Origin of the sequence: Microbacterium schleiferi (assembly GCF_015565955.1) — a bacterium.
Lineage (GTDB): Bacteria > Actinomycetota > Actinomycetes > Actinomycetales > Microbacteriaceae > Microbacterium > Microbacterium schleiferi_A.
This window is the reverse complement of the sequence record NZ_CP064760.1, coordinates 1,225,401-1,251,055: the sequence shown is the minus strand read 5'-3', so window position 1 is coordinate 1,251,055 and position 25,655 is coordinate 1,225,401. Positions and strand designations below refer to the sequence as shown.

Below are 25,655 nucleotides of genomic sequence, written 5' to 3'. Positions count from 1 at the left end.
GCCAATCAGGTGGGCCCACAGCACCAGCGTCCGATCAGACCGCAGCGCGGTTGGCCCCGGAACGCCGCGCAACCACCCACACGGCCAAGCCGCAAACGGTGCCGACGACCGCGCCGAGGAGGATCCCCTCGATCCAGCCCTGTTGGGGTGCACGGTCCTCGATGACCCACTCGCCGACGAGATCGCGTGCGAGGTCGGCGGAGGCGACCGACGCGCCTGTGAAGCCAGAATCGTAGGTCGCGAACGTCTCGGTCGCGCCAGTGCCGGCATCCACCCACATGAACTCGGCGCCGTTGTCGTCACGGTAGGCCTGAACGATGACGGTATCGTCATCGTTCCACCCGCGAACGGCCGCGTAATCGATTCCTTCCAGCGGAACCACGGCTGTTGTGTCGGTGACGACGTCTGTGATCTGGAGCAATGCCTCCGTTCTCAGAGCGCTAGCCCACTCCTCTTCGTATGCGATTGTCGCCAGGTGCGTGCCGTTGGGCGACCACGCGTCGTCGGTGAGCCCTCCCCCGCCCGAGAGAGACGAAAGTGATCGGACGCCGCGGCCTGCCGCATCCATCACCACCGTGCCGTCCTCGATCTGGGCGGCAACGCGCGTGCCGTCGGGCGAGATGGCCGCCGCCATCACGCCCTCAAGCGGGTAGTCGGCGAGGTCGCCGCTCGCGAGATCAAGCAGGGCCAGCGTGCCGTGGAGCTTCATGGCTGTGTCGGCGTACCTGCTCATCTCGTCATCGCCGAGCAGAACCAAGACCTGATCGCCGTCTGAGGTAATGCTGAGCGGTACGGCGCTGCGCCCCGCGCCGATAGAGATGTCGTGCGAGACGCCATCGGCGAAGGAATGCACGACGACGGTGCCGTGCCCGTTCGCGCCGGCGATGACCGCGAACGTCCCGTCAGCCGACAGCACCATGTCTGCTGGGTCCCCCTGGTCGGCCGGAATCGATCGATCCTCGGCCGCTGCGACGCGGCGATACGTGCTGCCATCCACGCCCAGCGCCACTGCCTGGGGCGCGTCCATGAACTCGACGCCGACGCCGTTTTGGTAGGTCATCGTCACGGGCATGCCGGGGTCGCCGTGCAGGGTGAACCACGAATACGTACCCAGCTGGGAGGGGAACACGACTGCGCTCGACGGAAGTGGCGCAGTCCAGGATGCGATCGCGGTGGGGGCGATGCCAAGAGTGAAACCCACGGCCGCGGCGATGAGCGCTAGGACGATCGGCCTACGCTTCCATGCCGCCTTTGTGGCGGCCGCAGGTTCGTGTGAAGCCGTCTCTGTGGTCACTGCTCGCCCCCTGCGGGGCAGGCTATCGCGGGCGTTCGCCGACGGGGTGAACGGGAAGCGAACCCTCGCTACGAGCCTCCGCGGTTGCTGAGCTGACGGGACGGGTGGCGCTAGACGGCGACGGCAGACGTGACGAGACCGCCGACAGTCACGATTCCCGCTGCCACGACCACCAGCACGAGGTGCTCTCGAACCACCGCGTGTATCGCGAAGCCGACGAGCGACACCATCACCCCAAACAGGAAGAGCGGAAAGATCACCGGCGCCAGCGACCTCAGGGGCGGGATAACGAAGCATCCGGCAAACAAAAGAATTGCCGGTCCACTGCCCACTATGGCCGAGAGGATCAGGGCAATCGGCAGCGGGGCCTTGGCTCGCAGCACGTGCATCACGGGAGCGAGGTACACGACTGCGGCGAGGATCACCCAGGGAAGGAACCGACTGAACAGGTCGGCCGATCTCTGCAACCAGAAGAGAGGCTCGCCGGCAAAAGGGTCAGCCTGCACCGGTAGCCCCAACGAGATCAGCACGGCGGTAAGCGCGGCGGCGAGCACATAGCAGGCCGTCGCGTGCGTGGCCTCGGAGAAGGAGGAGGGCTCCCTCACTCGTTCAGACGTTTCTGCACTCACACGTGCTGCTCACCTGGTGAGGGTCGCCCGCGCGGTGGTCGGCATGTGGACCATGCTTGCACACGTCGTTTCTCGGCCATTCCTCCCGCCCCCGCTGGTCATACTCGAGCTATGGCGATCTCGCTGCTCATCAAACCCACCGACCGCACGGTGCCGATCACGGTTCAGCAACGCACCTGGGTCACACCCCAGCACGCGTTCCACGTGATCGTGCCCATCGATCTGACGCGGGTGTTCCACAAAGTCGGGCCGTTTCCGGGGGTGACGTCGGTGGCGAACCAGACTGGGGACTGGGACCACGCTGGCCCGACCCGCAACCCCCAATTCGGGGACGGGTCGCAGGCGGATGAGCAACTCACCGAATACACGGAGGGAGTCTCGTTCGCCTACCAGCTGAGCAACTTCACGAATGTCCTCGATCGTCTCGCGGTCGGCATCCGCGGCGAGTGGAACTTCAACCCAGACGGAGAGGGCACCCTCATCCGATGGACCTACGAGTTTCTGCCTCGACCGGGCCGCCGATGGATCCTCGCGGGACCGTTCGCCCCGCTCTGGCGGCGGTACATGGTGGCGGCTCTCAACGAGTGTGTGCGCACGGCGGAAGACCTCGCGAGCGACAGGCGGTAGCTCGGCTCTCGTGATCCGAGGCACACCCTCCCTGCCCGATCCGAACGCGGCGGCTCTCAGCCGCGCATGGCGACACCGCGGCGCCAGTAACCCATGAACGCGACCTGTGAGCGATGGATGCCAAGATCCTTCACGAGGTGGCGGCGCAGCGTGGTGACAACCGAGCTCTCCCCCGCAATCCAGAAGTAGCGGTCGATCGCATCGGTCGTGTCATCCAGCGCCTCACCCGAGCCCGAGAAGACCGGCGTCTCCCAGAGCAGCTCTTCGGTGCCGTCGTCGGTCACGGTCACCGTCGCGGTGGCGCCGAGCTCGCCGAGCACGGTCGGAATCAGCGCCGAGCCGACGGTTGCCCCATCCCGCGGCACCCACCGCACATCGACGCCCCGGGGCGCATCGATCGAGAGCGCATCGGCATCCGACGGCACCTCGATGACCGCGAGGCCCACGGCATCGCGGTCGATGTCTTCGAGGATGCGGGCGATCGCCGGCGCTGCGGTCTCGTCGCCGGCGAGCAGGATCTCGCGGGCGTCGCCCGGGGCGTACTCGATCCCTCCCCCGCTCGGGCGGCCACGGCGGGGTCCGATCAGCAGCAACTCGTCACCGACGGATGCCTGACTCGCCCATGACGACGCGGGCCCGGTGAATCCCGGCTCGAGGTGCAGCACGAAGTCGACGACGACCGACGTCCCACCCTCGTCGACGCGCAGCTGCCTCATCGAGTACGTGCGCATCGACCCGCGCTCGTCCTCCGGAATGGCCAGGAACGCAGACCACCAGTCGCCGCCCGGGTGACCGAGATCGGGAAGCCGACCTGAGCTGGGCGGAAAGATGAGCTTGATGCGCTGATCGAGCACGCGCTCGGGATCGCCGAACTCGTCGAAGTCGGCGCCGGTGAAGGTGATGCGCACGAAGGTCGGCGAAACCCGGTCGACCGCGCTCACGGTTCCGCGCGCGACGAGGAACGGCGACGCCTCGAGAACGGTGGACTCAGCTGCGGACATGGTGCCTCCCCATGGGTAGTACGACGGGCGACCCCGACACGGGATCGGGGATGACGCGGCTGTTCATCCCGAAAACGTCACGAACGAGGTCCTCGGTGACGACCCGATCGGGCTCCCCCGACGCGTGGATCTGACCGTCCTTCATGGCGACGAGCTCATCGGCATAACGCGCCGCGAGGTTCAAGTCGTGCAACACCATGACGATCGTCGTGCCGCGGCTGCGGTTCAGGTCGGTGAGCAGATCGAGCACCTCGATCTGGTGGGCGACGTCGAGGAAGGTCGTCGGCTCATCCAGCAGCAGGATGCCGGTCGCTTGCGCCAACGCCATCGCGATCCATACGCGCTGACGCTGCCCACCCGACAGCTCATCGACGGAGCGGTCGGCAAGGTCTGCGATATCGGTGGCCTCCAGCGCCTCCGCGACGACCTGATAGTCCTTGGCGCTCCAGCGGGCGAGCATACGCTGGTGCGGATGCCGCCCCCGACCCACGAGGTCGGCAACCGCAATCCCCTCCGGGGCGATCGGGTTCTGCGGTAGCAGCCCGATCTCGCACGCGATCTGCTTGGTCGGAGTGCGGTGGATCTCGCGGCCATCGAGCACGACGCGCCCCGTCTGCGGTGGGAGCAGGCGGGCGAACGCTCGCAGCAGCGTCGACTTTCCGCATCCGTTGGCGCCGACGATCGTCGTGATGGCGCCGGACCGGATCTGCAGGTCTAGGTCGCTGACGACCGTGCGGTCGCCGTAGGCGAGCGAGAGCCCTTCGGCAGCAAGCCGATGACCGACCGAACCGGGCACGGGCGCGGGATCCACCGTCGTCGCGGCGTCAGGTTCGACATCCGGCACGCGGAGCGTGGTTGTCAGTGGCGGGTTCACAGGGATCCTCCCGACCGGTGCGTGCGCACCAACAGATAGACGAGGTAGGGGGCGCCGAGGATGCCGGTGATGACACCGACGGGGTACCGCGACGCAAAGGCGAACTGACCGACGAGGTCGGCGACGAGCACCAGCAGCGCTCCGACAAGACCAGCCGGCAGCAGAAGCGACGGTCCGGGGCCGAGCAACCGCGCGGCGATCGGCCCAGCCATGAAGGCGACGAACGCGATGGGGCCGGTTGCCGCGGTGGCAAAGGCGAGCAGGATGACGGCGCCCAGGATGAACAGCACGCGAGTGCGCGAGACCCGCACACCCAGGGCAGCGGCAGAGTCATCGCCCAGGCGCAGGATGTCGAGATCGGCGCCGCGCGTCAACATGACGGGCACGACCAGCAGCATCACAATCGCAAGCGGAACGAGGCGCTCCCACGACGCGTTGTTGAGGCTCCCCGAGAGCCACTGCATCGCCGACTGCAGGTCCCACTCGGCGGCGCCCGAGAGCTGGTAGGCGATGAGGCTCTGGATCATCGCCGCGATGCCGATGCCGATGAGGATGAGCCGAGCTCCCGCGAACCCGCTACGACTGGCGAGCAGGTAGATCGCCGCGGCCGTGACAAGGGCGCCGACCAGAGCGACGGCCGACACGGCGACATCGCTGAGGGAGAAGACGATGATGCCGGTCACTGCGGCAAGACTCGCGCCGGCGCTGATGCCGATGACATCCGGTGAGGCGAGCGGATTGCGCAGCATCGTCTGGAATGTCACACCCGCCATCCCGAACGCGAAGCCCGAGACGAGGGCGAGCAGAGCACGCGGCAAGCGGAGTTCACCAACGGTGAAGGATGCCCCGGGTACGGTGTCGCCGAGGATGACGCGAAGAACCTCCACGGGCGTATAGAAGGTGTGCCCGACCATCGTGCTCACGGCGATGACAGCCAGCACGATCAAGGCAAGGATCGCGGTCGTGATGCTCCAGCGACGCCGGCGGCTGCGGCGCCCGCGAACGATCGCCTCGGCGGTCGACGTGGTGGCTGACGGCGTGGGGATCAGGGTGGCGGTCACAGCTCGCGCACCTTCTGGCGTCGGACGATCCAGATGAAGAGCGGCGCTCCGATCAGCGCCGTCACGATGCCGACCTCGATCTCTTCGGGCTTGGCGACCAGGCGCCCGACGATGTCGGCGGCCAACAGCAGCACCGCCCCGCCGATCGCCGACAGCGGCAGCAGCCAGCGGTGGTCCGGACCGACGAGCATGCGCACGCCGTGCGGGATGACCAGGCCGACGAACGCGATCGGTCCCGCGACGGCTGTCGCTGCGCCGCACAGCACGACGGCGCCGGCAGAGGAGATGAGCCGGGTTCGGGCGACATGTTCGCCGAGGCCTGCCGCCAGGTCATCGCCGAGGGCCAGGGAGTTCAGGCCGCGCGCGGTCGCGAACACGACGAGGGCACCGATCAGCAGGACGGGCGCGACGACGGCAATGCGATCCCATTCGGCGCCGCCGACCCCACCGATCTGCCAGAACCGGAACGTCGACATGACATCGACGCGGGGAAGCAGGATGGCACTGACCAGCGACGCGAGCGCCGCCGAGGTCGCAGCCCCGGCCAGCGCGAGCTTGAGGGGCGTCGCTCCCCCGCGCCCGAGCGACCCGACGAGGTAGACGAAGATCGCCGCGCCCGCTGCCCCCAGGATCGCCAGGCCCATCTGCCCGTAGGGATCCACGATGCCGAAGAACGCGAGTCCCGCGACGACCGCCAGGGCAGCGCCGCTCATGACCCCGAGGATGCCGGGGTCGGCGAGCGGATTGCGAGTCACGGCCTGCATGCTGGCGCCGGCCAGGGCGAGGGATGCGCCGACGAGAATCGCGAGCACCGTGCGCGGCATCCGTTTGATCACAGCCGCCGCCTCGATCGAGGACGCGTCACCCGAGAGCCCGGCGACCAGGTCGGCGGGACTCACATCGGCGACGCCGAAGGCGACGGATGCGACAGCGAGCACCACCAGCAGTCCGAGACCCGCGATGAGCCACGCGACGCGCACCGGTACCGACCGTCGCAACGAAGCGAGGGCCGGTACCGGTGCTGACGCGTGGAGAGTGGTCACTGCTGCTCGGAGATTCCCGACGCGAGGAGGGCGAAGTAGTCGTCGATGCCCCAGCCGATCGACAGCGGCGACGGGTTGGCCGAGGCCGCGAGCGGCGTGCCGTTTTCGAGCACGACGATCGAGCCGTTCGCGATCGCCGGGATCTGGGACAGCAGCGGGTCTGCCTGCAGCTGCTCGATGATCGCGCCATCGGCCTCGCCGTAGGTCACGAACACGTCGACATCGGAGAACCTGTCGGCCTCTTCGGCGCTGACCGCGGTGTAGAACTCCTCGGTGCCCGCCGACTCGTCCGCGACGATCTCGGGGACGGGGAAACCGATGCTCTCGAGGAACCCGGGGCGCGTGTCGTGGCTGGTGTAGAACCCGATCTGGCTGAAGTCGGCCGGGTCGATGTAGCTGAAGAGGATGCGTGCGCCATCAAGCTCCGGATAGTTCGACAGCGACGCCTCGACCTCGGCGTGCAGCTCGTCGATGAGCTCGTCGCCCTCGGCCGGCAGCCCGATCGCTGCGGAGTTCATGCGGATCATCTCTTCGTAAGTCGTGCCCCAGGGGACATCGGGATAGGCGACGACGGGAGCGATCTTCGAGAGCGTGTCGTAGTCCTCCTGCGTGAGCCCGGAGTAGGCGGCCAGGATGACGTCGGGCTGCGTGTCGGCGACGGCCTCGAAGTCGATGCCGTCGGTCTCGTCGAAGAGCACGGGGGTCTCTGCGCCGAGCTCGTCGAGCTTGTCTTCGACCCACGGCAGCACACCGTCGCCGTCGTCGTCGCCCCACGTCGCCTTGCTCATGCCGACCGGAACGACACCCAGCGCGAGAGGAACCTCGTGGTTCGACCAGGCGACCGTGGCGATCCGCTCGGGCTTCGCGTCGATGACGGTCTCGCCGTAGGCGTGCTCGATCGTGACCGGGAAGTCTCCGGTCGACTCGGGCTCGGTCGTCTCGGCATCCGTCGACGACGAACAGGCGGCAAGGGAACCGGTCAGGGCCACGGCGATGCCGAGGGCGATGAGACGGGAGGCGCGCACGAGCGCTCCTTTCGTGGGTTGCTGTGTGAGGCTCACTCTCGAATTGGTAAGCCTTGCCTAACCTACCTCGCGCGCGAACCATCCCTCAATCTGAAGGTTCATGCGAAAGACCCTGTCAACTTTGTTGACTCGTTCTCTAGACTGGGATCACGCGGTCCCGAAACCGCGATCGACTCAAGGAGGAGACATGGCCAAAGACAAGGCACTCAGCGCAAAGTCGTCGATCGGCGCGTGGTTGAAGCATCCGGTCGGCGGCCCGATCCTGCGCGACCTGCTCGCCCAGGGCGGCCAGAACGAGTCGGCCCTGGCGCCCGTCAAACTCTTCTCGCTCGAGCGTGTCGCCTCGATGAGCGGTGGACGGATGCCGCAGGAAATGATCGACGACATGGTTCGTCGCGCCAACGACCCCAACGCCCTCGCCGCGGCGCCCGCCAGCGATGGCGGTGACGACGACGATGAGGATGACGAACCCGCCGCTCCCCCGATGGCAGCCCCGTGGATCGAGCGCATCACCCCCGGGCGCTTCGACGGCAAGACGGTGATCGTGACCGGCGCAGGGTCGGGCATCGGGCGCGCCGTGGCGGCGCGCGTCGCTGCGGAAGGCGGCACAGTCATTGCCGTCGACATCTCGCAGGAACGCCTCGATGCGGCGGTCGCGGAGATGCCCGGCGCCGTAGCCGTCGCCGGCGACATCACCTCCGAAGACGCGATCGCGAGAATTGTCGCCGCCGCCGACGGGCGCGCCGATGGCCTCGCGAACGTCGCCGGGATCATGGATGACATGACGCCGCTGCACGAAGTGAGCGACGCGGTCTGGGCACGGGTGATGGCTGTGAACGTCGAGGGGACGTTCCGCCTGACACGCGCGGTTCTTCCGCTCATGCTCGAGGGCGGCGCAGGTTCCATCGTCAACGTCGCCTCCGAAGCGGGGCTGCGCGGTTCGGCGGCGGGCCTTGCCTATACGACCTCGAAGCACGCTGTGGTCGGCCTCACCAAGAGCACGTCGTTCATGTACGCGGGAAAGAATATTCGCGTCAACGCGGTAGCTCCGGGGCCGGTTGCGACCGGGATCGAGGCGTCGTTCGCCTCCGAACTCGGTCAGGAGCGCGTCGGACTCGCAATGGCGATCCTGCCGCCGATCGCCGAGTCGGCGCAGCTTGCGGCATCCATCACCTGGCTGCTCAGCGACGACGCGACCAACATCACGGGGGTCATCCTGCCCTCGGACGGTGGCTGGTCGGCCATCTGATTCAGCCGGTAATCGCGGCCTGCAACAACGCGCCGTAGCGGCGTACGAGGGTCTCGCGCTCGAGATGCGCGAGACCCTCGTCGCGCACCACCCAGAGGCTGTAGAGCAAGCCGCCGACGACGGCAGCCGCCAGGCGCGCTCGCGTGTCAGCGTCGGCGGAGTCGGCAGGGGCGGGGTCGGCGGGGTCACCCACCGACGAGGCGATACGCGTCCGGAAGGGACGGACGAACCCCTCTTCGTGCGCCGCCCGCAGGTGGGTCCAGATTCCCGTGGAGTCGCTGGCGCGCAGCAGTGCCAGGTAGATGCCACGGATGTCGGCATCCGCGTCGAGCACGAAGGCGATGAACCGCTCGCCCAGCGTCTCGATCGGCCCGTCGAAGGCAGCAGCCCCGATATCGACGTCCATCGTCTCCATGAACAGCTGCTCTTTCGAGCCGAAATGGCGGATGACCAGGGCAGGATCGATGGCGGCTTCGGTCGCGATCTCGCGCACCGACGTGCGAGCAAAGCCGTTCTCGGTGAAAAGTCGCTGCGCGGCATGCCAGATGGCCCGCTTCGACGCGGGAGCATTCTCTGGCAGGCTCATCCCCCATGGTCGCACGGCGTGCACCGCGTACCGGGCGCGACAGAGGCTTCGCAGAGCACCGATTTCCGACTTCACAACGCCGCCATCGTGCGGATTCCGCCGATATCCGCTGCCATATCGACGTATTCAGTTGTCTTCTGGCATCTCCTCTGCGATGATCGTCGCGTGGCAGATCGCACTCCCCGGGTTCCCCAACTCGACGACATCTCGCGCGCCATCGTCGAGCACCTACAGGCCGATGGCCGGCGCTCGTACGCCGACATCGGCAAGGCTGTGGGCCTCTCTGAGACCGCTGTGCGCAATCGCGTGCAACGGCTTGTCGACGCCGGTGTCATGCAGATCGTCGCCGTCACCGACCCCCTCCAACTCGGGTTCGCGAGGCAGGCGATGGTCGGCATCCGCACCTCGGGAGATTCAACCCGCATTGCCGAGGAGGTTTCCGCCCTCCCGGAAGTCACGTACGTCGTGCTCACCGCGGGCAGCTTCGATGTGCTCGCCGAGGTCGTCTGCGCCTCGGATGACGAGCTCATCGACCTTCTCAACCGGCGCATCCGCGCCATCGACGGCGTCGTCGCCACCGAATCCTTCGTTTATCTCCGCCTCGTGAAACAGCTCTATGACTGGGGCACCCAGTCATGAATCGATACCCAGTGATCACCACCCAGACCAGCGTGATCGCGCCCCGAAAGGACATGTCATGACCTCGTCCGCCGATCTGCAGAAGAAGGCACAGGACCACCTGTGGATGCACTTCACCCGCCAGTCGGTGCTGGACACCTCCGGGGTGCCCATCATCGTGCGCGGTGAGGGCCATCACATCTGGGACGACCGGGGCAAGCGCTACTTCGACGGCCTGTCGGGACTGTTCGTCGTCAACGCGGGGCACGGCCGCAAGCGCCTGGCTCAGGCCGCAGCGAAGCAGGCTGAAGAGCTCGCGTTCTTCCCGCTGTGGTCGTACGCGCACCCGTCGGCGATCGAACTGGCCGACCGCCTGGCAGACGAGGCACCCGGCGACCTCAATCGTGTGTTCTTCACCACCGGGGGCGGTGAAGCCGTCGAGACCGCGTTCAAGCTCGCGAAGCAGTTCTGGAAGCTGCAGGGCCAGCCCCTCAAGCACAAGGTCATCTCGCGCTCGATCGCTTACCACGGCACCCCGCAGGGAGCGCTGGCGATCACCGGCATCCCGGTCATGAAGGCACCGTTCGAGCCGCTCGTGCCTGGCGCTTTCCGCGTGCCCAACACCAACGCGTACCGCGCCGAAGAGGCCGGGTTCGTGTGGGATGGAAACGGCGACCGCCTCGAAGCCTTCGGCAAGTGGGCAGCCGACCGCATCGAAGAGATGATCCTGTTCGAAGGCCCCGAAACCGTCGCCGCCGTCTTCCTCGAGCCCGTGCAGAACTCAGGCGGATGCTTCCCCCTCCCCCGGGCTATTTCCAGCGCGTCCGCGAGATCTGCGACCGCCACGATGTGCTGCTGGTGTCGGATGAGGTCATCTGCGCCTACGGACGCATCGGCCACACCTTCGCCTGCAACGCGTACGACTACGTCCCCGACATCATCACCTCGGCCAAGGGGCTCACGAGCGGCTACTCGCCGCTGGGCGCAACTGTGATCTCGGACCGGATCTACGAGCCGTTCCGCCACGGTCACACGTCGTTCCTGCACGGCTACACCTTCGGCGGGCATCCGGTCTCTGCTGCCGTCGCCCTCGAAAACCTCGCGATCTTCGACGAGGAGGGCCTGAACCAGCGCGTCCGCGAGAACTCCCCCCTGTTCCGCGCGGCGCTGGAGAAGCTGCTCGATCTGCCGATCGTCGGCGACGTGCGCGGCGACGGCTACTTCTTCGGCATCGAACTGGTCAAAGACAAGGCGACGCGCGAGACCTTCAATGACGACGAGTCCGAGCGACTCCTGCGCGGATTCCTCTCCGGCGCCCTGTACGACGCCGGCCTGTACTGCCGCGCCGACGACCGCGGCGACCCCGTCATCCAGCTCGCCCCGCCGCTGACGATCGGACCCTCGGAGTTCGACGAGCTCGAGCAGATCCTGCGCGACGTTCTCACGCGCGCCGCGGGCCTGCTGTAGCGGATTCACCAGCTGCGGATTCCGGCAACGTCGGAATCCGCAGCTGGTGTGCGTGAAACCGTTGCGCACGTTACTCGAAACGACAGATTCCTGTATCAAGTTTGTTTCGGGCTTCGGATATCGCTTGCCGCCCGGGGCTGGTCATGGCACGATCACTGACAATCCGTGCACAGCACGCATTCAGCTGATTGAGGTGACCGACTATGCCCGACCGTCAACTCCCCTCCGATCCGATGATCCGAGCGCTCATTTCGCAGGCCCGTGCAGCGCAGATCTCCCGCCGTGGCGTGCTCGCCGGCGCCGGTGCTCTCTCGCTCATGGGATTCCTCGCGGCCTGCACCGGCCGCGTGGGTGGTTCGGACTCGACGGGCGGCTCAGCGCTGACCGCCCCCGAAGACCTGTCATCGAGCGTGAAGACCCTCACCTGGGCGAACTGGTCGTTCTACCTCGACGAGGATGACGACGGCAACCACCCGACGCTGCAGGCCTTCGAAGAGCAGACGGGGCTGACCGTCAACTACGACGTCTCGATCGACGACAACAACACGTACTTCGCGAAGGTGCGCGACCAGCTCGCTCTCGGCCAGGGCATCGGCGCCGACACCGTGTGCCTCACCGACTGGATGGCGAACATCTGGATCGCCTCGGGCTACACGCAGGCCTTCGACAAGGCGAAGATGCCCAACGTCTACGCGAACCTCAACCCGAGCCTCATGAACCCGAGCTTCGACCCCGGCCGCGCCAACTCGGTGCCGTGGCAGTCGGGCTTTGCAGGTCTCGCCTGGAACACCGAGAAGCTTCCCAACGGCCTGGCATCCGTCGACGACCTCTGGAACCCCGATCTGAAGGGCCGCGTCGGCGTCCTCAGCGAGATGCGCGACACGATCGGGCTCATCATGCTGAGCCAGGGTGTGGACATCTCCTCCGGCTCGTGGGGCGACACCGAGTTCCAGAACGCGATCGACGTGTTCGCCCAGCAGGTCTCGGACGGTCAGATCCGCAACATCAAGGGCAACTCGTATGCCGACGACCTCATCAACGAGGACACGCTCGCTGCCATCGTGTGGTCGGGCGACATCACCGCCATCAACGCGGAGGTCGGCTACGACAAGTTCGGATTCGCCCTTCCCGACTCGGGTGGGACGCTCTGGAGCGACAACTTCATGATCCCGATCGGCTCGCAGCAGAAGGCCAACGTCGAGACGTTGATCGACTACTACTACCAGCCCGAAGTCGCCGCCGAGGTTGCCGCCTGGGTGAACTACATCACCCCCGTGGTCGGAGCCCAGGAAGCGATGGCCGACATCGACCCCGAGATGGTCGAGAACCAGCTCATCTTCCCCGACGAAGAGACGCTGGCCAACGCGTTCATCTTCCGGGCGCTCAGTAACCAGGAGCAGGAGAAGTACAACGCCGAGTTCGAAGCCGTCGGACTCGGCGCCTGATCCCGCATGAGCGCATCGACACCCGAGGCCGGCGCTGACCTCGAGCTCCGCGGCATCCGCAAGACCTTCCCCGGTTTCACCGCTCTGCACGATCTGGATCTGGTGATTCCCGCGGGTTCGTTCTTCGCCCTCCTCGGCCCCTCGGGGTGCGGAAAGACAACGACCCTGCGGATCGTCGCGGGCCTCGAGCGACCCACCGCGGGGTCGATCTCGATCGGTGGCAAGGACGTGACATCCGTGCCCCCGCACAAGCGCCCGGTCAACACGGTGTTCCAGAGCTACGCGCTGTTCCCGCACATGACGGTGCAAGAGAACGTCGAGTTCGGGCTGCGCCGCCGCAAGGTGACGGATGCTGCCAGCCGCGCCCTCGACGCGCTCAAGCTCGTCGAACTCGACCACGTGGCGGGGCGTAAGCCGTCGCAGATGTCCGGCGGTCAGCAGCAGCGTGTCGCGCTCGCGCGGGCCATCGTCAACCGACCCGCGCTCCTGCTTCTGGACGAACCGCTCGGCGCGCTCGACCTGAAACTGCGTCGACAGATGCAGAGCGAACTGAAGACGATTCAAGACGAGGTCGGAATCACCTTCCTGCACGTGACCCACGACCAGGAAGAGGCCATGACGATGGCCGACACCGTCGCCGTCATGAATCACGGCCGCATCGAGCAGATGGGCGCTCCGCAGGAGCTGTACGAACTGCCGCGCACCGGGTTCGTGGCGAGCTTCCTCGGGCAGTCGAATCTGATCGCCGGGGCCGTCGAATCGGCGGCGGGCGGCACCCTCGTCGCGCGCACCGCGGCAGGTGGCACGCTCCGGATGCCGATCGAACGGGCGGTCTCGACATCGGGCACCATCACCGTTGGTGTGCGACCCGAGAAGCTCATGCTCGCCTCTGAGGCGCCCACCACCGACGACAACGTCCTCGGCCCCGGCCGCATCACCGACCTCTCGTTCACCGGTGTGAGCACGCAATACACGGTTGAGATGCCCGGGATCGGATCCATCGGGGTGTTCGAGCAGAACATGGTGTTCGGCTCGGTCTTCGCGGTGGGCAGCGAGGTGTGGGTGCGGTGGCGACCCGAGCACACGTTCGGGTTGGATGCCGACGCTCAGGCCGGCGCCGCCGAGGCCATCGCCGACAGCGAGGACGCCTAGCCATGGCGATGTCGGCGCTGGCTGTCGCCGATACCAAGAAGGCCTCGCCGCAGCGGCGGGCAAGCTGGGTAGCGTTCGCGCTGCTGCTGCCGGGACTCGCATACCTCGCCCTGTTCTTCGTCGTGCCGTTCGTGTCGCTGTTGATGACCTCGTTCGGCGTCAACGACACCTCGCAGTACGGCGCGTTCTACTACGCGTTCAACTGGCAGAACTATGTCGATGTCATCTCGGAGTACTGGCCGCAGTTCCTGCGCTCGTTCTGGTACGCGTTGCTGGCCACCCTGTTCGCGCTGCTGATCAGTTACCCGATCGCGTACTTCATCGGTGTCGTGCTGCGCGATCGTCCCCTCATCCGCAACCTGCTGCTGGTGCTGGTGATCGCGCCGTTCTTCATCTCGTTCCTGCTGCGAACCCTCGCCTGGAAGGCGCTGTTCGCCGACGAAGGCCCCGTCGTCGGATTCCTGCAGGCGATAGGAGTCTTCGGCCCGCAAGACCACATCACCGGCACCGGATTCGCCGTCGTCTTCGGCCTGACCTACAACTTCATCCCGTTCATGACGCTGCCGCTGTTCGCGTCCCTCGACCGGCTCGACACGCGGTTGCTCGAGGCGAGCTCCGACCTCTACGCGACACCGGGGCAGACCTTCTGGCGGGTCACGTTCCCGCTCTCGCTCCCCGGGGTGGTCTCGGGGACGCTCCTCACCTTCATTCCGGCGACCGGTGACTACGTCAACGCCAGCCAGGCGTTCCTCGGAAGCCCGTCGACGACGATGATCGGAAACGTCATCCAGTCGAAGTTCCTCATCACGGTGAACTACCCGCAGGCGGCCGCGCTCAGCATCCTGCTCATGGCCGTCATCCTGATCATTGTCGGCAGTTACGTGCGGCGCACGGGGACGGATGACCTCCTGTGAAGACGCAATGGACCGTGCGGTCCCGAATCCTCGGCATCTACGTCATCGCGGCGTTCGTCGTGCTGCTCATCCCGATCGCGTACACGTTCCTGTTCTCGTTCAACGAGACGACGCGAACCAACATCACCTGGAACGGGTTCACGATCGAGAACTGGCTCACCGTCTGTGAGCAGCCCGAAGTCTGTGTCGCGTTCGGCAACAGCATCCTGGTCGGTCTCGTCGCCACGCTCATCGCCACGACCCTGGGCACGATGATCGCCCTCGCGCTCGTGCGCTACCAGTTCAAAGCCCGCGGCTCGATCAGCCTGCTGCTGTTCCTGCCGATGGCCACCCCCGAAGTCGTGATCGGTGCGGGCCTTGCCGCCCAGTTCCTGACGATGGGCGTCGCGAAGGGTCTCGGCACGATCATCCTGGCGCACACGATGTTCTGTCTGAGCTTCGTGGTCGTGACCGTGCGAGCCCGCGCGCTCTCGCTCGACCCCTCGATCGAAGAGGCGGGCCGGGACCTCTACGGCTCCCCCCGGCAGGTGTTCTGGCGCATCACGTTCCCGCTGCTGCTGCCGGGCATCATCGCGGCCGCGCTGCTCTCGTTCAGCCTGAGCTTTGACGACTTCATCATCACGTACTTCACGTCGGGCTCGGTGCAGACCTTCCCCGTCTACATCTACGTGGCAGCGCAGCGCGGCATCCCGCCGCAGGCGAACGTCATCGCGTCCGCGGTGTTCTTGCTCGCGATCGTCGGAACCCTCGCGTACGGGATCGTCAACGCCCGGAGGGCTGCGGTTCGCCGGGGTCGGTGACGGCTACGGCGATTTGTCAACATTGTTGACACCGGTCGGCGGGCGGCGTTCACTGGGGGCATGGCGCGACGAAGCATCAGACCGGACACAGCCTGGGATCGCGAGGTCGACTACCTCGTAGCGGGGACGGGCGCGGCGGGATTATCGGCGGCGATCGCTGCCCGCCTGAACGGCCTCGACACCCTCGTGGTCGAGAGCACGGACAAATGGGGCGGCACGACCTGCATCTCGGGCGGCGGCCTGTGGCTTCCCGCCAACCCCGTCATGCTGCGCGAGGGAGCGCTCGACTCGATCCCCGACGCGCTCACGTACCTGGATCGCACAGTCGGCGAGCCCGGACCGTTCGCGAACGCCGCACGCAAGCGCGCGTTCCTGGACGGCATCCATGGGTTCGTGCGGATGACGGAATCTCAGGGTCTGCGCTGGCGCACGTCGGCGCAGTACCCGGACTACTACCCCGACCTGCCCGGTGGCCGCGTCGGCCGCGCGATCGAGCTGCGGTGGTTCGACATGAAGAAGCTGCGCGGATACCAGAAGCACTCCCGGATGGATGAGGGTCTCCCCGCGGCCATCCGCAACGACGACGTCTGGGAACTCGGTCGAGCGTGGTCGACGGTCAGCGGCTTCGTCCGCGGGGCGCGGATCGTGGCTCGGATCCTCAGTCTCGGCATCCTCGGAAAGCAGGCTCGCGGCATGGGACCTGCCCTCGCGGGCGGGCTCATGTGGGTCACCCGCAAGAACGGCGTGCCGGTCTGGCTCTCGGCGCCGATGACCGAGCTCGTCGTCGAGAACGACCGGGTGGTCGGCGCGGTCATCGAGCGCGATGGCAAGCCTGTCCGCATCCGTGCCCGACGGGGAATCATGCTCGGCTCGGGCGGCTTCGCCCGCAACACCGAGTGGCGCGAGAAGTACCAGGGGGTGCCCGGCTGGACGGCTGCCCCCGAGGGCCAGACAGGCTCCGGCATCCAGCTCGGCATGGATGTCGGGGGCGACGTCGCGATGATGGATGACGCGTGGTGGGGCGCCGGTGTCCCGGTCGGCGACGACAAGACGGGGTTCATCCTGTGGGAGCGGTCGTTTCCCTACAGCCTCGTGGTCGACCAGTCCGGAGAGCGCTTCGTCAACGAGTCGGAGTCCTACGTCGACTTCGGTCACGACATCCTGGCCCGCAACAAGACGGTGCCCGCGATTCCGTGCTGGCTCGTCACCGATACGCGGCACCGGCACCGCTACCTCAACAACGTCCTCCTGCCACCGTCCGGCGCGTGGACCAAGGAGCATGGCGCTCAGGTCGAAGCGCCCACGCTGGCGGAACTCGCCGCGAAGATCTCCGTCGATCCGGAGCGGCTCGCCGCGACCGTGGCGCGGTTCAATGAGTTTGCCCGCGCGGGAATCGACCGTGATTTCCAGCGGGGTCGCACCGAGTACGACCGCTACTACGGCGACCCGTCCGTCAGGCCGAACCCGAACCTGGGGCCTGTCGAGAAGGGACCGTTCTACGCCTACCAGGTTGTTCCCGGTGATCTCGGCACGAAGGGCGGGCTCGTCACCGACGAGCATGCGCGCGTGCTTCGGTCCGACGGCTCCGTCATCTCGGGCTTGTATGCCGCCGGAAACGCGACGGCATCCGTCATGGGTCACACCTACCCGGGTCCGGGGGCAACCATCGGACCGGCCGCGGTGTTCGGCTACCTCGGGGCCCTGCACGCCGCGCAGCAGGTCAACAACCCGCAGGCGCCGGTGCCGCCGACGTTCGTTCCGGCGGGTTACTGAACGCGCGCCGGAACGACGATGTCGATGCTCGGATTCGGCCGCGACGGTCCGTTTGCGGCGTAGCGTGAGCCCATGCCACGCCTGCGTCGCAGTCGCACCTCAGAACCGGGGCTTCGCCGCGTGCGTCGCGGACGGGGATTCGCGTACCTGGATGAGTCGGGGGCGGCGATCTCCGACGACGACACCCGCGAACGGATAACGGCACTCGCGATCCCACCGGCGTGGAGCGACGTGTGGATCTCGCCTCATCCCAACGGGCACATCCAGGCGACAGGCGTCGATGACGCGGGGCGGCGCCAGTACGTGTACCACGACGCGTGGCGGGAGCGACAGGATCGCGTCAAGTTCGAGCGAATGCTGGATCTGGCCGAGACGTTGCCCACGGCGCGGCGGGGCGTGACGCTCGATCTGCGCGCCGAGGGGCTCGGCCGTTCTCGCGTCCTGGCGACCGCGTTCCGGATGCTGGACACCGGCAGCTTGCGCGTTGGATCGGAGCGGTACGCCGACGTGCACGGCAGTTACGGCCTATGCACGCTGCTGTGCGCCCACGCGAGCGTGCATGACGGTGAGCGCGTCGAGCTGCGCTTTCCCGGCAAGAGCGGACAGCCGTGGCAGTCAGAGCTCACCGACCCTGACCTTGCCGCCGTCGTGCGCGCGCTGAAGCGTCGTGGTGGACGAGCGCGCCTTCTGGCCTGGCGTGACGGCGATGGCGAGGTGCACCCGCTGCATCCCGAGGAGATCAACGCCGACATCCGGCGCCGCACCGGCGGTGACTTCACCGCGAAGGACTTCCGCACCCTGCACGGCACGGCAGCTGCTGCGCTGAGCCTTGCGACGGCCGGCCCGGTGAGCAGCCCGTCCCGCCGATCGCGCATCGTCGCTGCCGCGATGCGCGACGCGGCGTTCGTGCTCGGCAACACGCCGGCGATCGCCCGGAGCAGCTACGTCGATCCTCGGGTGGTGGATGCGTACGAGCAGGGGACGACGATCGATCCGGCTCGCCCGGCATCCGTCGAATCGGAGTTGCGCGCGATGCTGCGCTGAGCAGTCTCCCCGCGATCAGCCGACGAGTTCTGCCGCGTGAGGGTCGTGTCCGGCAATCACTTGAAGACCGGGAAGGTGCTCACGCAGCGCCACGATTCGGCGCAGCGTGTCGAGCTGGACCTTCCGGTCGCCGACATCGGGTACGACGCCGCGATCGATCAGACTCGGATCGTACGTCGCATCCCCGACCAGCAGCAGGGGGTTCTGATCGCCGCCACGGCGAACGAGCATGCTCATCGATCCGGCTGAGTGGCCCGGCGTCGGGAGGAGCGTCAACGCACCATCGCCGAAGAGGTCGTAGGCGCCATCGAACGCCGCGAGAGTCGGATCGTCGGACGGAGCGAACACGGTAGGCCGCCACTGAACGCCGGCATCGAGCAGGTACTCGGCGAGGACGCCGTGCATGTGCGGCGAGCTGCCGGTGAGGAGGGCGTATTCGGCCTCGCTGACAAGCACGGGAGTTCCGGCGGCGGCGAGCTCCCCGACGTTGCCGGCGTGGTCGTAGTGCAGGTGAGAGACAGCCGCGAGCGTCAGGCGATCGAGGGGAACGCCGGCAAGCTCGAGCTGTTCACCAAGCCCCTGTCCGGGTGTGAGGGTCGAGTCCACCTGGCGTGCGTAGACCGCGCCGACGAAGCCTCCCGGAAAGTACTCTTTCGGCGAGTCAGCTGACGCGGGCGCTTGCCCGGTATCCCACAGCACCCAGCCCTTCTCGTGCTCGATCAGCACGACGTTGACGGGCAGCGGCTGCGTCCACCGCCGGGAGGTGAACGTCCACCACAGCATCGGGGTGCCCCGGCCCTGGATGTTGCGCGGCCGCAGCCGCACCTCGCCGATACTCAGAACCGATACGCGTCCGACGCCACTGGTACTCATGTGGTTCAGTGTGCCAGGCCGCTGTTTCCCGTCCGGGGCGGCGAGGTTTCGGCGCGTCAGTCGGCGAGGGTCCGCTCGCGCATGAGTCGGGCCACGATGGGCACGATGAGCACGATGACGGCGACGACGATCGCCGTGATTCCGATCGGCACGTCCACCAGCTCACCGAGCAGACGGGCGACGGCGAGCCAGCCGAGCCCCCAGGCGATCGACAGGACGGGAGCAATGCGCCATCCTCCCGATGCGGATAGCCCCAGCGCAACAACGGCCACGACCACGAGAACGAGAACCCCGACGACGGATGCCGCGCTCTCCCAGTCCGACGGTACGGTCGCGGTCAGCGCCGCCGCGATGTTGGCAACGGTCGCAAGCGTCACCCAGCCCAGGTGCAGGCCGGTCACAACGTCGATGAGGATGCCGTCCAGCCATCCATCGGCCGGCTCTCGCGTGCGAACGGCCCGGAGGTAGGTGGCGACGAGGGCTGCAAGCAGCAGGATGATGCAGACCACGGTCGCCCAGACCGAGAGGAACTGCACCGTGACCAGCCACAGGCCGTTGAGAACCATCGTGAGGGCGATGAGCCACCCCAGACTGCGCTGCCGGTCACGCGCGCGCTGCGAGGGCAACGCCTGCCAGATGACGTAGATCGCGAGGCCGAGGTAGATCGGCGTCCAGATCGCGAAGGCCTCGGTCGCCGGCGTGAGGTAGGACGTATCCGGCGAGAAGGATCCACCCTGTGCGTCCTGGATCGGCGTACCGCCGAAAGCTCCCAGGCCGACTGCGTCGCCGATGATCATGAAGACGAAGGCCGCGATCACCAGGATCTGGCGGGCCACGTCGCTGCCGCGTGCTGACTCTGTCGCGTTCATGCCCCCACGCTATTACGCACCGGCGTCGGCAGGACCGGTTCGCCGGCATCCAGCCACAGCGGTGTCCCCGCCGCTGGGGCGACGCGGCGGTTCAGTTGACGCTCTCGCCCAAGGACCTTCCCGGCTGCTGCGCCGCGTCGACCTGGATCACACGGCGCCCGGCACGCTCAGGCGGCGTTGGGGTAGAAGGTGGGAAGGTGTCGCTCGGGCTTCACGATGTAGCGCCGCCCGTGCGGGGATATCCATTCCAGGGACCCGTCGTCGCGGTGGGTGATCACCCACCCGCCGTGGTGCTTGACCGTGTGGTGTCCTTGGCACAGCGGTGCCGTGTTCGTGACGGATGTTTCACCGCCGTCCGCCCATGCGACCGTATGGTCGATCTGGCATTGGGAGGCAGGTTTCCCGCACCCCGGCCCCATACACCGGTCAGCCCGCCACATCACGAGCTTCACCAGCTCCGGTGGTGGTCGGTACCGGGTGCGTCCCACGCTGACCACGGCGCCGGTCTCCGGGTGGGTCAGCACCCGCATCCACCCCGACGCGCCACGCGCCAGTTCCCGGGCCCGCTCGATCGGGATCGGACCAACCCCTTCCACCTCCGCCGGATCGGCCACACCCTCGACGCCGAGCAGCGCGAGGGCGGGGACGGTGACCACCACAGTTGCGCGGATCCCCCGAGCCCCTTCCGGGTGCTGTTTCGCGGTCCCATCGATGAGGAGGTCGCAGAACACGTCAGCACGGATCTCATCCAGACTCCGCTCCCCCGAGCCGTCCGGCGAGCCGCCGCGTGCGACACCCCGGTCGTGGTCACGGATCACAACAGCCTGCTGAGTGACCCGGGTATAGATCGCGTGCGCCTCTACCGACGGAACCAAAGCGTGCACCCACGACATCTCATCCGCGGCAGGTTCCACCAGGATCCGACGGGCCCGCACCGCCACCTGGTGACGCTCGGTCAGGGTCGGGGCGGCTTCCCGGTCGATCATGCGGCGTAGCGCCCGCCGAAACGACCCCACCGGCAACGACTGCGCCAGGTCCAACGCCCGCCCCACAAGACCCTGCGCAACCACCGGGTCCAGAACATCCAGGTCATCGACAAGGATCTCCGCATGCCGCACCGTCACACCCGCATGCGAGAGGGACTCCAACACTGTCGGGTACGCGTGCACGAGAGACTCGGCCCGGGCAAGCATCATCCCCGCCGCGTTCTCCGTGACCCGCAGAGCAGACGCCAACTCCAGGCGCAGGGAGCGCATCACCAGCTCCCGCGACCCAACCCCATACCGGGTGACATCATCCAACGCCTCAAGGCGAAGATCATCGACCCGGGCGAAGCGTTGCGCGGCGAACACCGCCTCCAAATCAGCGGCCTCCGCCACGAGGGCGACAGCGTCCGGCCGGGGTGGCACCCACCCGGCCTCACCATCCCACTCCCGCACATCCGACTCGCGCACGAAACCGACAGCATCCGGCACCTCGGGCCACTCGCCCGCGCCCCCGACACCGATCGATTCCATACCCCGACACTACGAGGGGGTTCCGACATTGAAACCGGTCACGTCGCGCTGCGCCCGTGCCAAAACATGCGGCACCCTCGCCTCCGCGAATCCCTCCAGCATGGGGGTGGCTGGCGCTACGGTGATCGACATGACGGCATCCCTCTCCCCCGACCAGGCGCGGGGATTGCGCCACCGGGCTCAGCTGCTCGGCGGTTCGGCGCACTCCCCGCAGGAGGTCGTCGACCGCGCGATCGCGCTGCAGGGCCAAGACCTTCCTGCCGTGCTGCGTGCAATTGCTCTTCGCTCGGCTCCAGGGACGACCGTCGCCGATGTGCGTGACGCGTTCGACAGCGGTGCCCTCGTGCGGTCGTGGCCGATGCGCGGCACGCTGTTCGCAACAACGCCGAAGCACCTGGCATCCCTCCTCGCCCTGACCGGCACGAGAACGCTGCAGTCGATGGCGCGCCGGCGCGAGCAGCTCGAGTTGGATGACGCCACGATCGACCGCGCGCACGAGGTCGCCGTTGCGGCACTCGAGCGCGCCCCGCAGCGTCGTGCTGACATGCTTGCCACCTGGGAGGATGCCGGAATCCCGACCGACGGCGGACGCGGCTACCACCTGCTCGTTCACCTGTGCATCAGCGGGCACGCGCACTGGGGCGCCTTCACTGCCGGTGGGTCCGAGCAGTTCCTCACCCGCACCGCGACCCCGAGCGAGACAGACACGGATGCCGCCCTCGCCCGCGTTATCGCCGGGTACGTCACCGCGCGCGGTCCGGTGACCCTCGATGACCTGGCCTGGTGGACGAAACTCCCCAAGACCGGCCTGCGCACAGCCGCGGCATCCATCGACGGAATCGAGCAGGCACAGCTCGGCGAGAAGCCCGTGTACGTGGATGCCGAGACATCCGCGTCAGCCGACACGAGTCGGCCGGAACCCACCGAGACAGTAACCCTCGTACCCGCGTTCGACGAGTGGATCCTCGGCTACGCCGACCGGTCTCTCGTCGCCTCCGACGCGATGTTCGAGGCCCTCGTTCCCGGCAAGAACGGGGTCTTCCGCCCTGCCGTGCTCGTTGAGGGGGTCGTCGTGGGCACGTGGCGCTTCTCAGCACCCCGGAGCGCGCAGATCCGAACGCCGGTGGTTGAGCTCATCGAGCCGGTGTCCACGCGCACGGCCACCCTCATCGACGACGCGCTGACCGCGTGGCCGCACGACTGACGGGAGCCGCCGCGGCGGCCGCCGCGGCGGCCCTCAGAGCAGCGGTCGCGCGTGCCAGATCCGGTCGAGGTAGTCCCGCATCGAGCGGTCGGATGAGAAGAACCCACTGCGGGCGATGTTGAGGATCGCCGAGCGAGTCCAGGCATCCTGATCCGCATACGCGAGATCGACACGCTTCTGCGCCTCGATGTAGGAGGCGTAGTCGGCGAGAACCATGAACCGGTCGTCGTAGAGCAGGTTCGAAACGACCGGCTCGAAAACCGTCCTGTCGCCGCCCGAGAACGCCCCCGAGGCGATGAGGTCCATCGCGGCGCGCAGCTGCGGGTCGGCCTGGTAGAAGTCGGCCGGTTTGTAGCCCTTGGCCCACAGCGCCTCAACCTCGGGCTCGGACATGCCGAAGAGGAAGAAGTTATCGTCACCGACGAGCTGGCGGATCTCGACGTTGGCGCCGTCATCCGTGCCGATCGTGAGCGCGCCGTTGAGGGCGAGCTTCATGTTCCCCGTGCCCGAAGCTTCCTTACCGGCGAGCGAAATCTGCTCCGACAGGTCGGCTGCCGGGATGATGCTCTCAGCGAGGGTCACGTTGTAGTTCGGCGGGAAAACGACCTTGAGGCGCCCCTCGACGCGCGGGTCGTTGTTCACGACCGACGCGACCGAGTTGATCAGGTGGATGATGCGCTTGGCCATCGCGTAGCCGGGCGCAGCCTTCGCCCCGAAGATGAAGGTGCGCGGCTGGATGTCGGCGGCGGCGACCTTGCCCGAGATGATGCTCTCGTACTCGGTGACGATGTGCAGCACCTTGAGGGTCTGTCGCTTGTATTCGTGCAGACGCTTGACCATGACATCCAGCAGGTGGTTGTCGTCGATCGTGACGCCGTCCCGACGCTCCAGGACGTCGCTCAAGCGACGCTTGTTGCCCGCCTTGACCGCAGCGAAGCGCTCGCGGAACTCCGGATCCTCGGCGAGCGCTTCGAGCCCGCGGAGACGCTCGAGGTCAACGGTCCAGCCGGCGCCGAGCGCTTCGGTGATGAGGCTCGCGAGCGACGGGTTGGCCAAACGGATGAAGCGGCGCGGCGTGACCCCGTTGGTGACGTTCGTGAACTTGTCGGGGTACATCTCGGCGAACTCGTGCAGCACCTTGTCGCGGAGGAGCTGTGAGTGCAGTTCGGCGACACCGTTGACCTTCGCGCCCGCGACGGTGGCGAGGTACGCCATCCGCACCGAGCGGTACGGGTGCTCACCGATGATCGACATGTTGCGGATGCGCATCATGTCGTCGCCGAACTTCTCACGCACCTCCTCGAGGAAGTCGTCGTTGATGCGGTAGATGATCTCGAGGTGGCGCGGTAGCAGCCGGCCGAGAAGGTCGACCGACCAGACCTCGAGGGCCTCGGGCAGCAGCGTGTGGCAGGTGTAGGCGAAGCACTTCTGGGTGATCGCCCACGCGTCCTCCCACTCCATGCCCCGCTCGTCAACGAGCACGCGCATGAGCTCGGGCACGCCGATCACGGGGTGCGTGTCGTTGAGCTGGAAGATCACCCGATCGGGCAGCTTCTCAAGATCGAACCCCTCGGGCAGCACCCTGTCGAGGAAGTCGTTGATGGATGCCGCGACAAAGAAGTACTGCTGCTGCAGGCGCAGCTCCTTGCCCTGGGGCGTGGAGTCCTCGGGATAGAGCACCTTCGAGATGTTCTCGGCGAAGGTCTGCGCGCGCACCGACTCTTCGTAGTCGCCGGAGTTGAAGATGCGCAGATCGAACGCGTTGGTCGCCGCCGCCCGCCATAGCCGGAGGGTGTTGACCCGGCCGTTGTGGTACCCGGGAACCATCATGTTGTACGGCACCGCGAGCACGTTCCAGTCCGGAATCCAGCGCGTGCGCGTGACGCCCTCGTCGTCGTACGTCTCGGTGCGGCCACCGAACGAGATCGTCTGCGCGGCCTCGGGGTGCGGGAACTCCCACGGCGAGCCCATGCGCAGCCAGGCATCCGGCTGCTCGACCTGCTGACCATCGACGAAGGTCTGCCGGAAGATCCCGTACTCGTAGCGGATGCCGTACCCGATCGTCGGCACACTCATGGTGGCGAGCGAATCGATGAAGCAGGCAGCCAGACGCCCGAGCCCGCCGTTACCGAGGCCGGGTTCGACCTCGACCTCGCGCATGTCATCCATCGAGATGCCGCACTGCTCGAGAGCGTCCGTGGCGATCTCCCCCAGACGCGCCGCGAGCAGATTGTTGTCGAGCTGCTTGCCCAGCAGATACTCCGCCGAGAGGTAGCAGACCGTCTTGGCCTGCTGCTCGCGCTGCCGCGTCTGGTCTTCGAGCCACCGCGCCATGAGGTAATCGCGCACGGTTCCCGCCAGCGCGAGGTACTGGTCGTTGGCATCGGATGCCGACAGCGAGACGCCCTGATCGAAGTTCAGGTTCGCAAGAAACTGCTTGACGAATCCGTCCACCGACGCGGGTGGCGAGATCACGGGAGCAAGAGCGAGGGGGTGGGTGGGGCGCAGGGGCGCGTCAGGGTTCTGTGTGTCGGGCACGTCACGAAGATACCGAGTCGCGCGGAGCGAATCATCTTCATCCACCGATCGC

At 67.1% G+C, this 25,655-nt stretch carries 22 protein-coding genes and 1 pseudogene; 11 read left to right on the top strand and 12 right to left on the bottom strand.

Features of this window, described 5'->3' with window-relative positions; all coding sequences use genetic code 11:
• Nucleotides 1-34: 34 nt before the first annotated feature.
• A complete protein-coding gene (locus IT882_RS05915) occupies nucleotides 35-1,201 on the bottom strand; it encodes a hypothetical protein (protein ID WP_195693561.1) in 1,167 nt (388 codons plus the stop codon).
• 203 nt (nucleotides 1,202-1,404) lie between these two features.
• Complete coding sequence (locus IT882_RS05910; protein ID WP_195693560.1) at nucleotides 1,405-1,899, bottom strand: hypothetical protein; 495 nt, start codon at nucleotides 1,897-1,899, stop codon at nucleotides 1,405-1,407.
• 135 nt (nucleotides 1,900-2,034) lie between these two features.
• On the opposite strand from IT882_RS05910, the gene IT882_RS05905 reads away from it, so the two are divergent.
• Nucleotides 2,035-2,550 (top strand): SRPBCC family protein, encoded by a 516-nt coding sequence (locus IT882_RS05905; RefSeq protein WP_195693559.1) that lies wholly within the window; start codon nucleotides 2,035-2,037, stop codon nucleotides 2,548-2,550.
• A 56-nt stretch (nucleotides 2,551-2,606) separates the two neighbouring features.
• Here the strand turns inward: IT882_RS05905 and IT882_RS05900 are convergent, their stop codons facing one another.
• The 5 genes from IT882_RS05900 to IT882_RS05880 form a co-directional block, all read right to left on the bottom strand.
• Nucleotides 2,607-3,551, bottom strand: coding sequence for a siderophore-interacting protein (locus IT882_RS05900; RefSeq protein WP_195693558.1), 945 nt, complete (start codon nucleotides 3,549-3,551; stop codon nucleotides 2,607-2,609).
• On the bottom strand, nucleotides 3,538-4,347 hold the full coding sequence (locus tag IT882_RS05895; RefSeq protein ID WP_195694137.1) for an ABC transporter ATP-binding protein: 810 nt from the start codon (nucleotides 4,345-4,347) through the stop codon (nucleotides 3,538-3,540). Before IT882_RS05895 ends, IT882_RS05900 begins: the two co-directional genes overlap by 14 nt.
• A 74-nt stretch (nucleotides 4,348-4,421) precedes the next feature.
• Nucleotides 4,422-5,486, bottom strand: a complete 1,065-nt coding sequence (locus IT882_RS05890) for a FecCD family ABC transporter permease (RefSeq protein WP_195693557.1) — start codon at nucleotides 5,484-5,486, stop codon at nucleotides 4,422-4,424.
• On the bottom strand, nucleotides 5,483-6,529 hold the full coding sequence (locus IT882_RS05885; RefSeq protein WP_195693556.1) for a FecCD family ABC transporter permease: 1,047 nt from the start codon (nucleotides 6,527-6,529) through the stop codon (nucleotides 5,483-5,485). The genes IT882_RS05890 and IT882_RS05885 overlap by 4 nt, the downstream gene beginning before the upstream one ends.
• The gene (locus IT882_RS05880) at nucleotides 6,526-7,554 is read right to left on the bottom strand and encodes an iron-siderophore ABC transporter substrate-binding protein (RefSeq protein WP_195693555.1); all 1,029 of its coding nucleotides are present in this window, start codon (nucleotides 7,552-7,554) and stop codon (nucleotides 6,526-6,528) included. The genes IT882_RS05885 and IT882_RS05880 overlap by 4 nt, the downstream gene beginning before the upstream one ends.
• A 187-nt stretch (nucleotides 7,555-7,741) precedes the next feature.
• On the opposite strand from IT882_RS05880, the gene IT882_RS05875 reads away from it, so the two are divergent.
• Nucleotides 7,742-8,803 (top strand): SDR family NAD(P)-dependent oxidoreductase, encoded by a 1,062-nt coding sequence (locus tag IT882_RS05875; protein WP_195693554.1) that lies wholly within the window; start codon nucleotides 7,742-7,744, stop codon nucleotides 8,801-8,803.
• 1 nt (nucleotide 8,804) lies between these two features.
• Here the strand turns inward: IT882_RS05875 and IT882_RS05870 are convergent, their stop codons facing one another.
• Nucleotides 8,805-9,389, bottom strand: coding sequence for a TetR family transcriptional regulator (locus IT882_RS05870; protein WP_195693553.1), 585 nt, complete (start codon nucleotides 9,387-9,389; stop codon nucleotides 8,805-8,807).
• Between the two features lie 165 nt (nucleotides 9,390-9,554).
• Here IT882_RS05870 and IT882_RS05865 point away from each other — a divergent pair, with 165 nt between their 5' ends.
• From IT882_RS05865 to IT882_RS05830, 8 genes and pseudogenes are all read left to right on the top strand, one after another.
• Complete coding sequence (locus tag IT882_RS05865) at nucleotides 9,555-10,028, top strand: Lrp/AsnC family transcriptional regulator (protein ID WP_229382336.1); 474 nt, start codon at nucleotides 9,555-9,557, stop codon at nucleotides 10,026-10,028.
• A 58-nt stretch (nucleotides 10,029-10,086) separates the two neighbouring features.
• Nucleotides 10,087-11,474, top strand: a pseudogene (locus IT882_RS05860) (aspartate aminotransferase family protein).
• A gap of 203 nt (nucleotides 11,475-11,677) precedes the next feature.
• Complete coding sequence (locus tag IT882_RS05855) at nucleotides 11,678-12,919, top strand: ABC transporter substrate-binding protein (RefSeq protein WP_195693551.1); 1,242 nt, start codon at nucleotides 11,678-11,680, stop codon at nucleotides 12,917-12,919.
• A 6-nt stretch (nucleotides 12,920-12,925) separates the two neighbouring features.
• The gene (locus IT882_RS05850) at nucleotides 12,926-14,071 is read left to right on the top strand and encodes an ABC transporter ATP-binding protein (protein ID WP_195693550.1); all 1,146 of its coding nucleotides are present in this window, start codon (nucleotides 12,926-12,928) and stop codon (nucleotides 14,069-14,071) included.
• A gap of 2 nt (nucleotides 14,072-14,073) precedes the next feature.
• Nucleotides 14,074-14,985, top strand: coding sequence for an ABC transporter permease (locus IT882_RS05845; protein WP_195693549.1), 912 nt, complete (start codon nucleotides 14,074-14,076; stop codon nucleotides 14,983-14,985).
• A 14-nt stretch (nucleotides 14,986-14,999) separates the two neighbouring features.
• Nucleotides 15,000-15,785, top strand: coding sequence for an ABC transporter permease (locus IT882_RS05840; RefSeq protein ID WP_195693548.1), 786 nt, complete (start codon nucleotides 15,000-15,002; stop codon nucleotides 15,783-15,785).
• A gap of 60 nt (nucleotides 15,786-15,845) precedes the next feature.
• Nucleotides 15,846-17,558 carry an FAD-binding protein gene (locus IT882_RS05835; RefSeq protein WP_195693547.1) on the top strand — a complete coding sequence of 571 codons (1,713 nt, stop codon included), beginning with the start codon at nucleotides 15,846-15,848 and terminating at the stop codon, nucleotides 17,556-17,558.
• Between the two features lie 72 nt (nucleotides 17,559-17,630).
• Nucleotides 17,631-18,602 (top strand): DNA topoisomerase IB, encoded by a 972-nt coding sequence (locus IT882_RS05830; protein ID WP_195693546.1) that lies wholly within the window; start codon nucleotides 17,631-17,633, stop codon nucleotides 18,600-18,602.
• 15 nt (nucleotides 18,603-18,617) lie between these two features.
• Here IT882_RS05830 and IT882_RS05825 read toward each other — a convergent pair whose 3' ends face one another.
• The 3 genes from IT882_RS05825 to IT882_RS05815 form a co-directional block, all read right to left on the bottom strand.
• On the bottom strand, nucleotides 18,618-19,475 hold the full coding sequence (locus IT882_RS05825; protein WP_195693545.1) for an N-acyl homoserine lactonase family protein: 858 nt from the start codon (nucleotides 19,473-19,475) through the stop codon (nucleotides 18,618-18,620).
• Between the two features lie 56 nt (nucleotides 19,476-19,531).
• Nucleotides 19,532-20,344, bottom strand: coding sequence for a TspO/MBR family protein (locus tag IT882_RS05820; protein ID WP_195693544.1), 813 nt, complete (start codon nucleotides 20,342-20,344; stop codon nucleotides 19,532-19,534).
• A gap of 167 nt (nucleotides 20,345-20,511) precedes the next feature.
• On the bottom strand, nucleotides 20,512-21,861 hold the full coding sequence (locus IT882_RS05815; protein ID WP_229382335.1) for an HNH endonuclease: 1,350 nt from the start codon (nucleotides 21,859-21,861) through the stop codon (nucleotides 20,512-20,514).
• Between the two features lie 130 nt (nucleotides 21,862-21,991).
• Between IT882_RS05815 and IT882_RS05810 the strand changes: the two genes are divergently transcribed.
• Nucleotides 21,992-23,065: a winged helix DNA-binding domain-containing protein gene (locus IT882_RS05810; protein ID WP_195693543.1), complete on the top strand. Its 1,074-nt coding sequence runs from the start codon at nucleotides 21,992-21,994 to the stop codon at nucleotides 23,063-23,065.
• 33 nt (nucleotides 23,066-23,098) lie between these two features.
• On the opposite strand, the gene IT882_RS05805 is transcribed toward IT882_RS05810, so the two are convergent.
• Nucleotides 23,099-25,603: a glycogen/starch/alpha-glucan phosphorylase gene (locus IT882_RS05805; protein WP_418887772.1), complete on the bottom strand. Its 2,505-nt coding sequence runs from the start codon at nucleotides 25,601-25,603 to the stop codon at nucleotides 23,099-23,101.
• Between the last annotated feature and the right edge of the window lie 52 nt (nucleotides 25,604-25,655).

Bases quoted from the DNA above. Each gene is read 5' to 3' on its own strand.
- IT882_RS05905 (WP_195693559.1), top strand. From the start codon at position 2,035: ATGGCGATCTCGCTGCTCATCAAACCCACCGACCGCACGGTGCCGATC.
- IT882_RS05900 (WP_195693558.1), bottom strand. From the start codon at position 3,551: ATGTCCGCAGCTGAGTCCACCGTTCTCGAGGCGTCGCCGTTCCTCGTC.
- IT882_RS05875 (WP_195693554.1), top strand. From the start codon at position 7,742: ATGGCCAAAGACAAGGCACTCAGCGCAAAGTCGTCGATCGGCGCGTGG.
- IT882_RS05870 (WP_195693553.1), bottom strand. From the start codon at position 9,389: ATGAGCCTGCCAGAGAATGCTCCCGCGTCGAAGCGGGCCATCTGGCAT.
- IT882_RS05855 (WP_195693551.1), top strand. From the start codon at position 11,678: ATGCCCGACCGTCAACTCCCCTCCGATCCGATGATCCGAGCGCTCATT.
- IT882_RS05850 (WP_195693550.1), top strand. From the start codon at position 12,926: ATGAGCGCATCGACACCCGAGGCCGGCGCTGACCTCGAGCTCCGCGGC.
- IT882_RS05845 (WP_195693549.1), top strand. From the start codon at position 14,074: ATGGCGATGTCGGCGCTGGCTGTCGCCGATACCAAGAAGGCCTCGCCG.
- IT882_RS05835 (WP_195693547.1), top strand. From the start codon at position 15,846: ATGGCGCGACGAAGCATCAGACCGGACACAGCCTGGGATCGCGAGGTC.
- IT882_RS05830 (WP_195693546.1), top strand. From the start codon at position 17,631: ATGCCACGCCTGCGTCGCAGTCGCACCTCAGAACCGGGGCTTCGCCGC.
- IT882_RS05825 (WP_195693545.1), bottom strand. From the start codon at position 19,475: ATGAGTACCAGTGGCGTCGGACGCGTATCGGTTCTGAGTATCGGCGAG.
- IT882_RS05820 (WP_195693544.1), bottom strand. From the start codon at position 20,344: ATGAACGCGACAGAGTCAGCACGCGGCAGCGACGTGGCCCGCCAGATC.
- IT882_RS05815 (WP_229382335.1), bottom strand. From the start codon at position 21,861: ATGGAATCGATCGGTGTCGGGGGCGCGGGCGAGTGGCCCGAGGTGCCG.
- IT882_RS05810 (WP_195693543.1), top strand. From the start codon at position 21,992: ATGACGGCATCCCTCTCCCCCGACCAGGCGCGGGGATTGCGCCACCGG.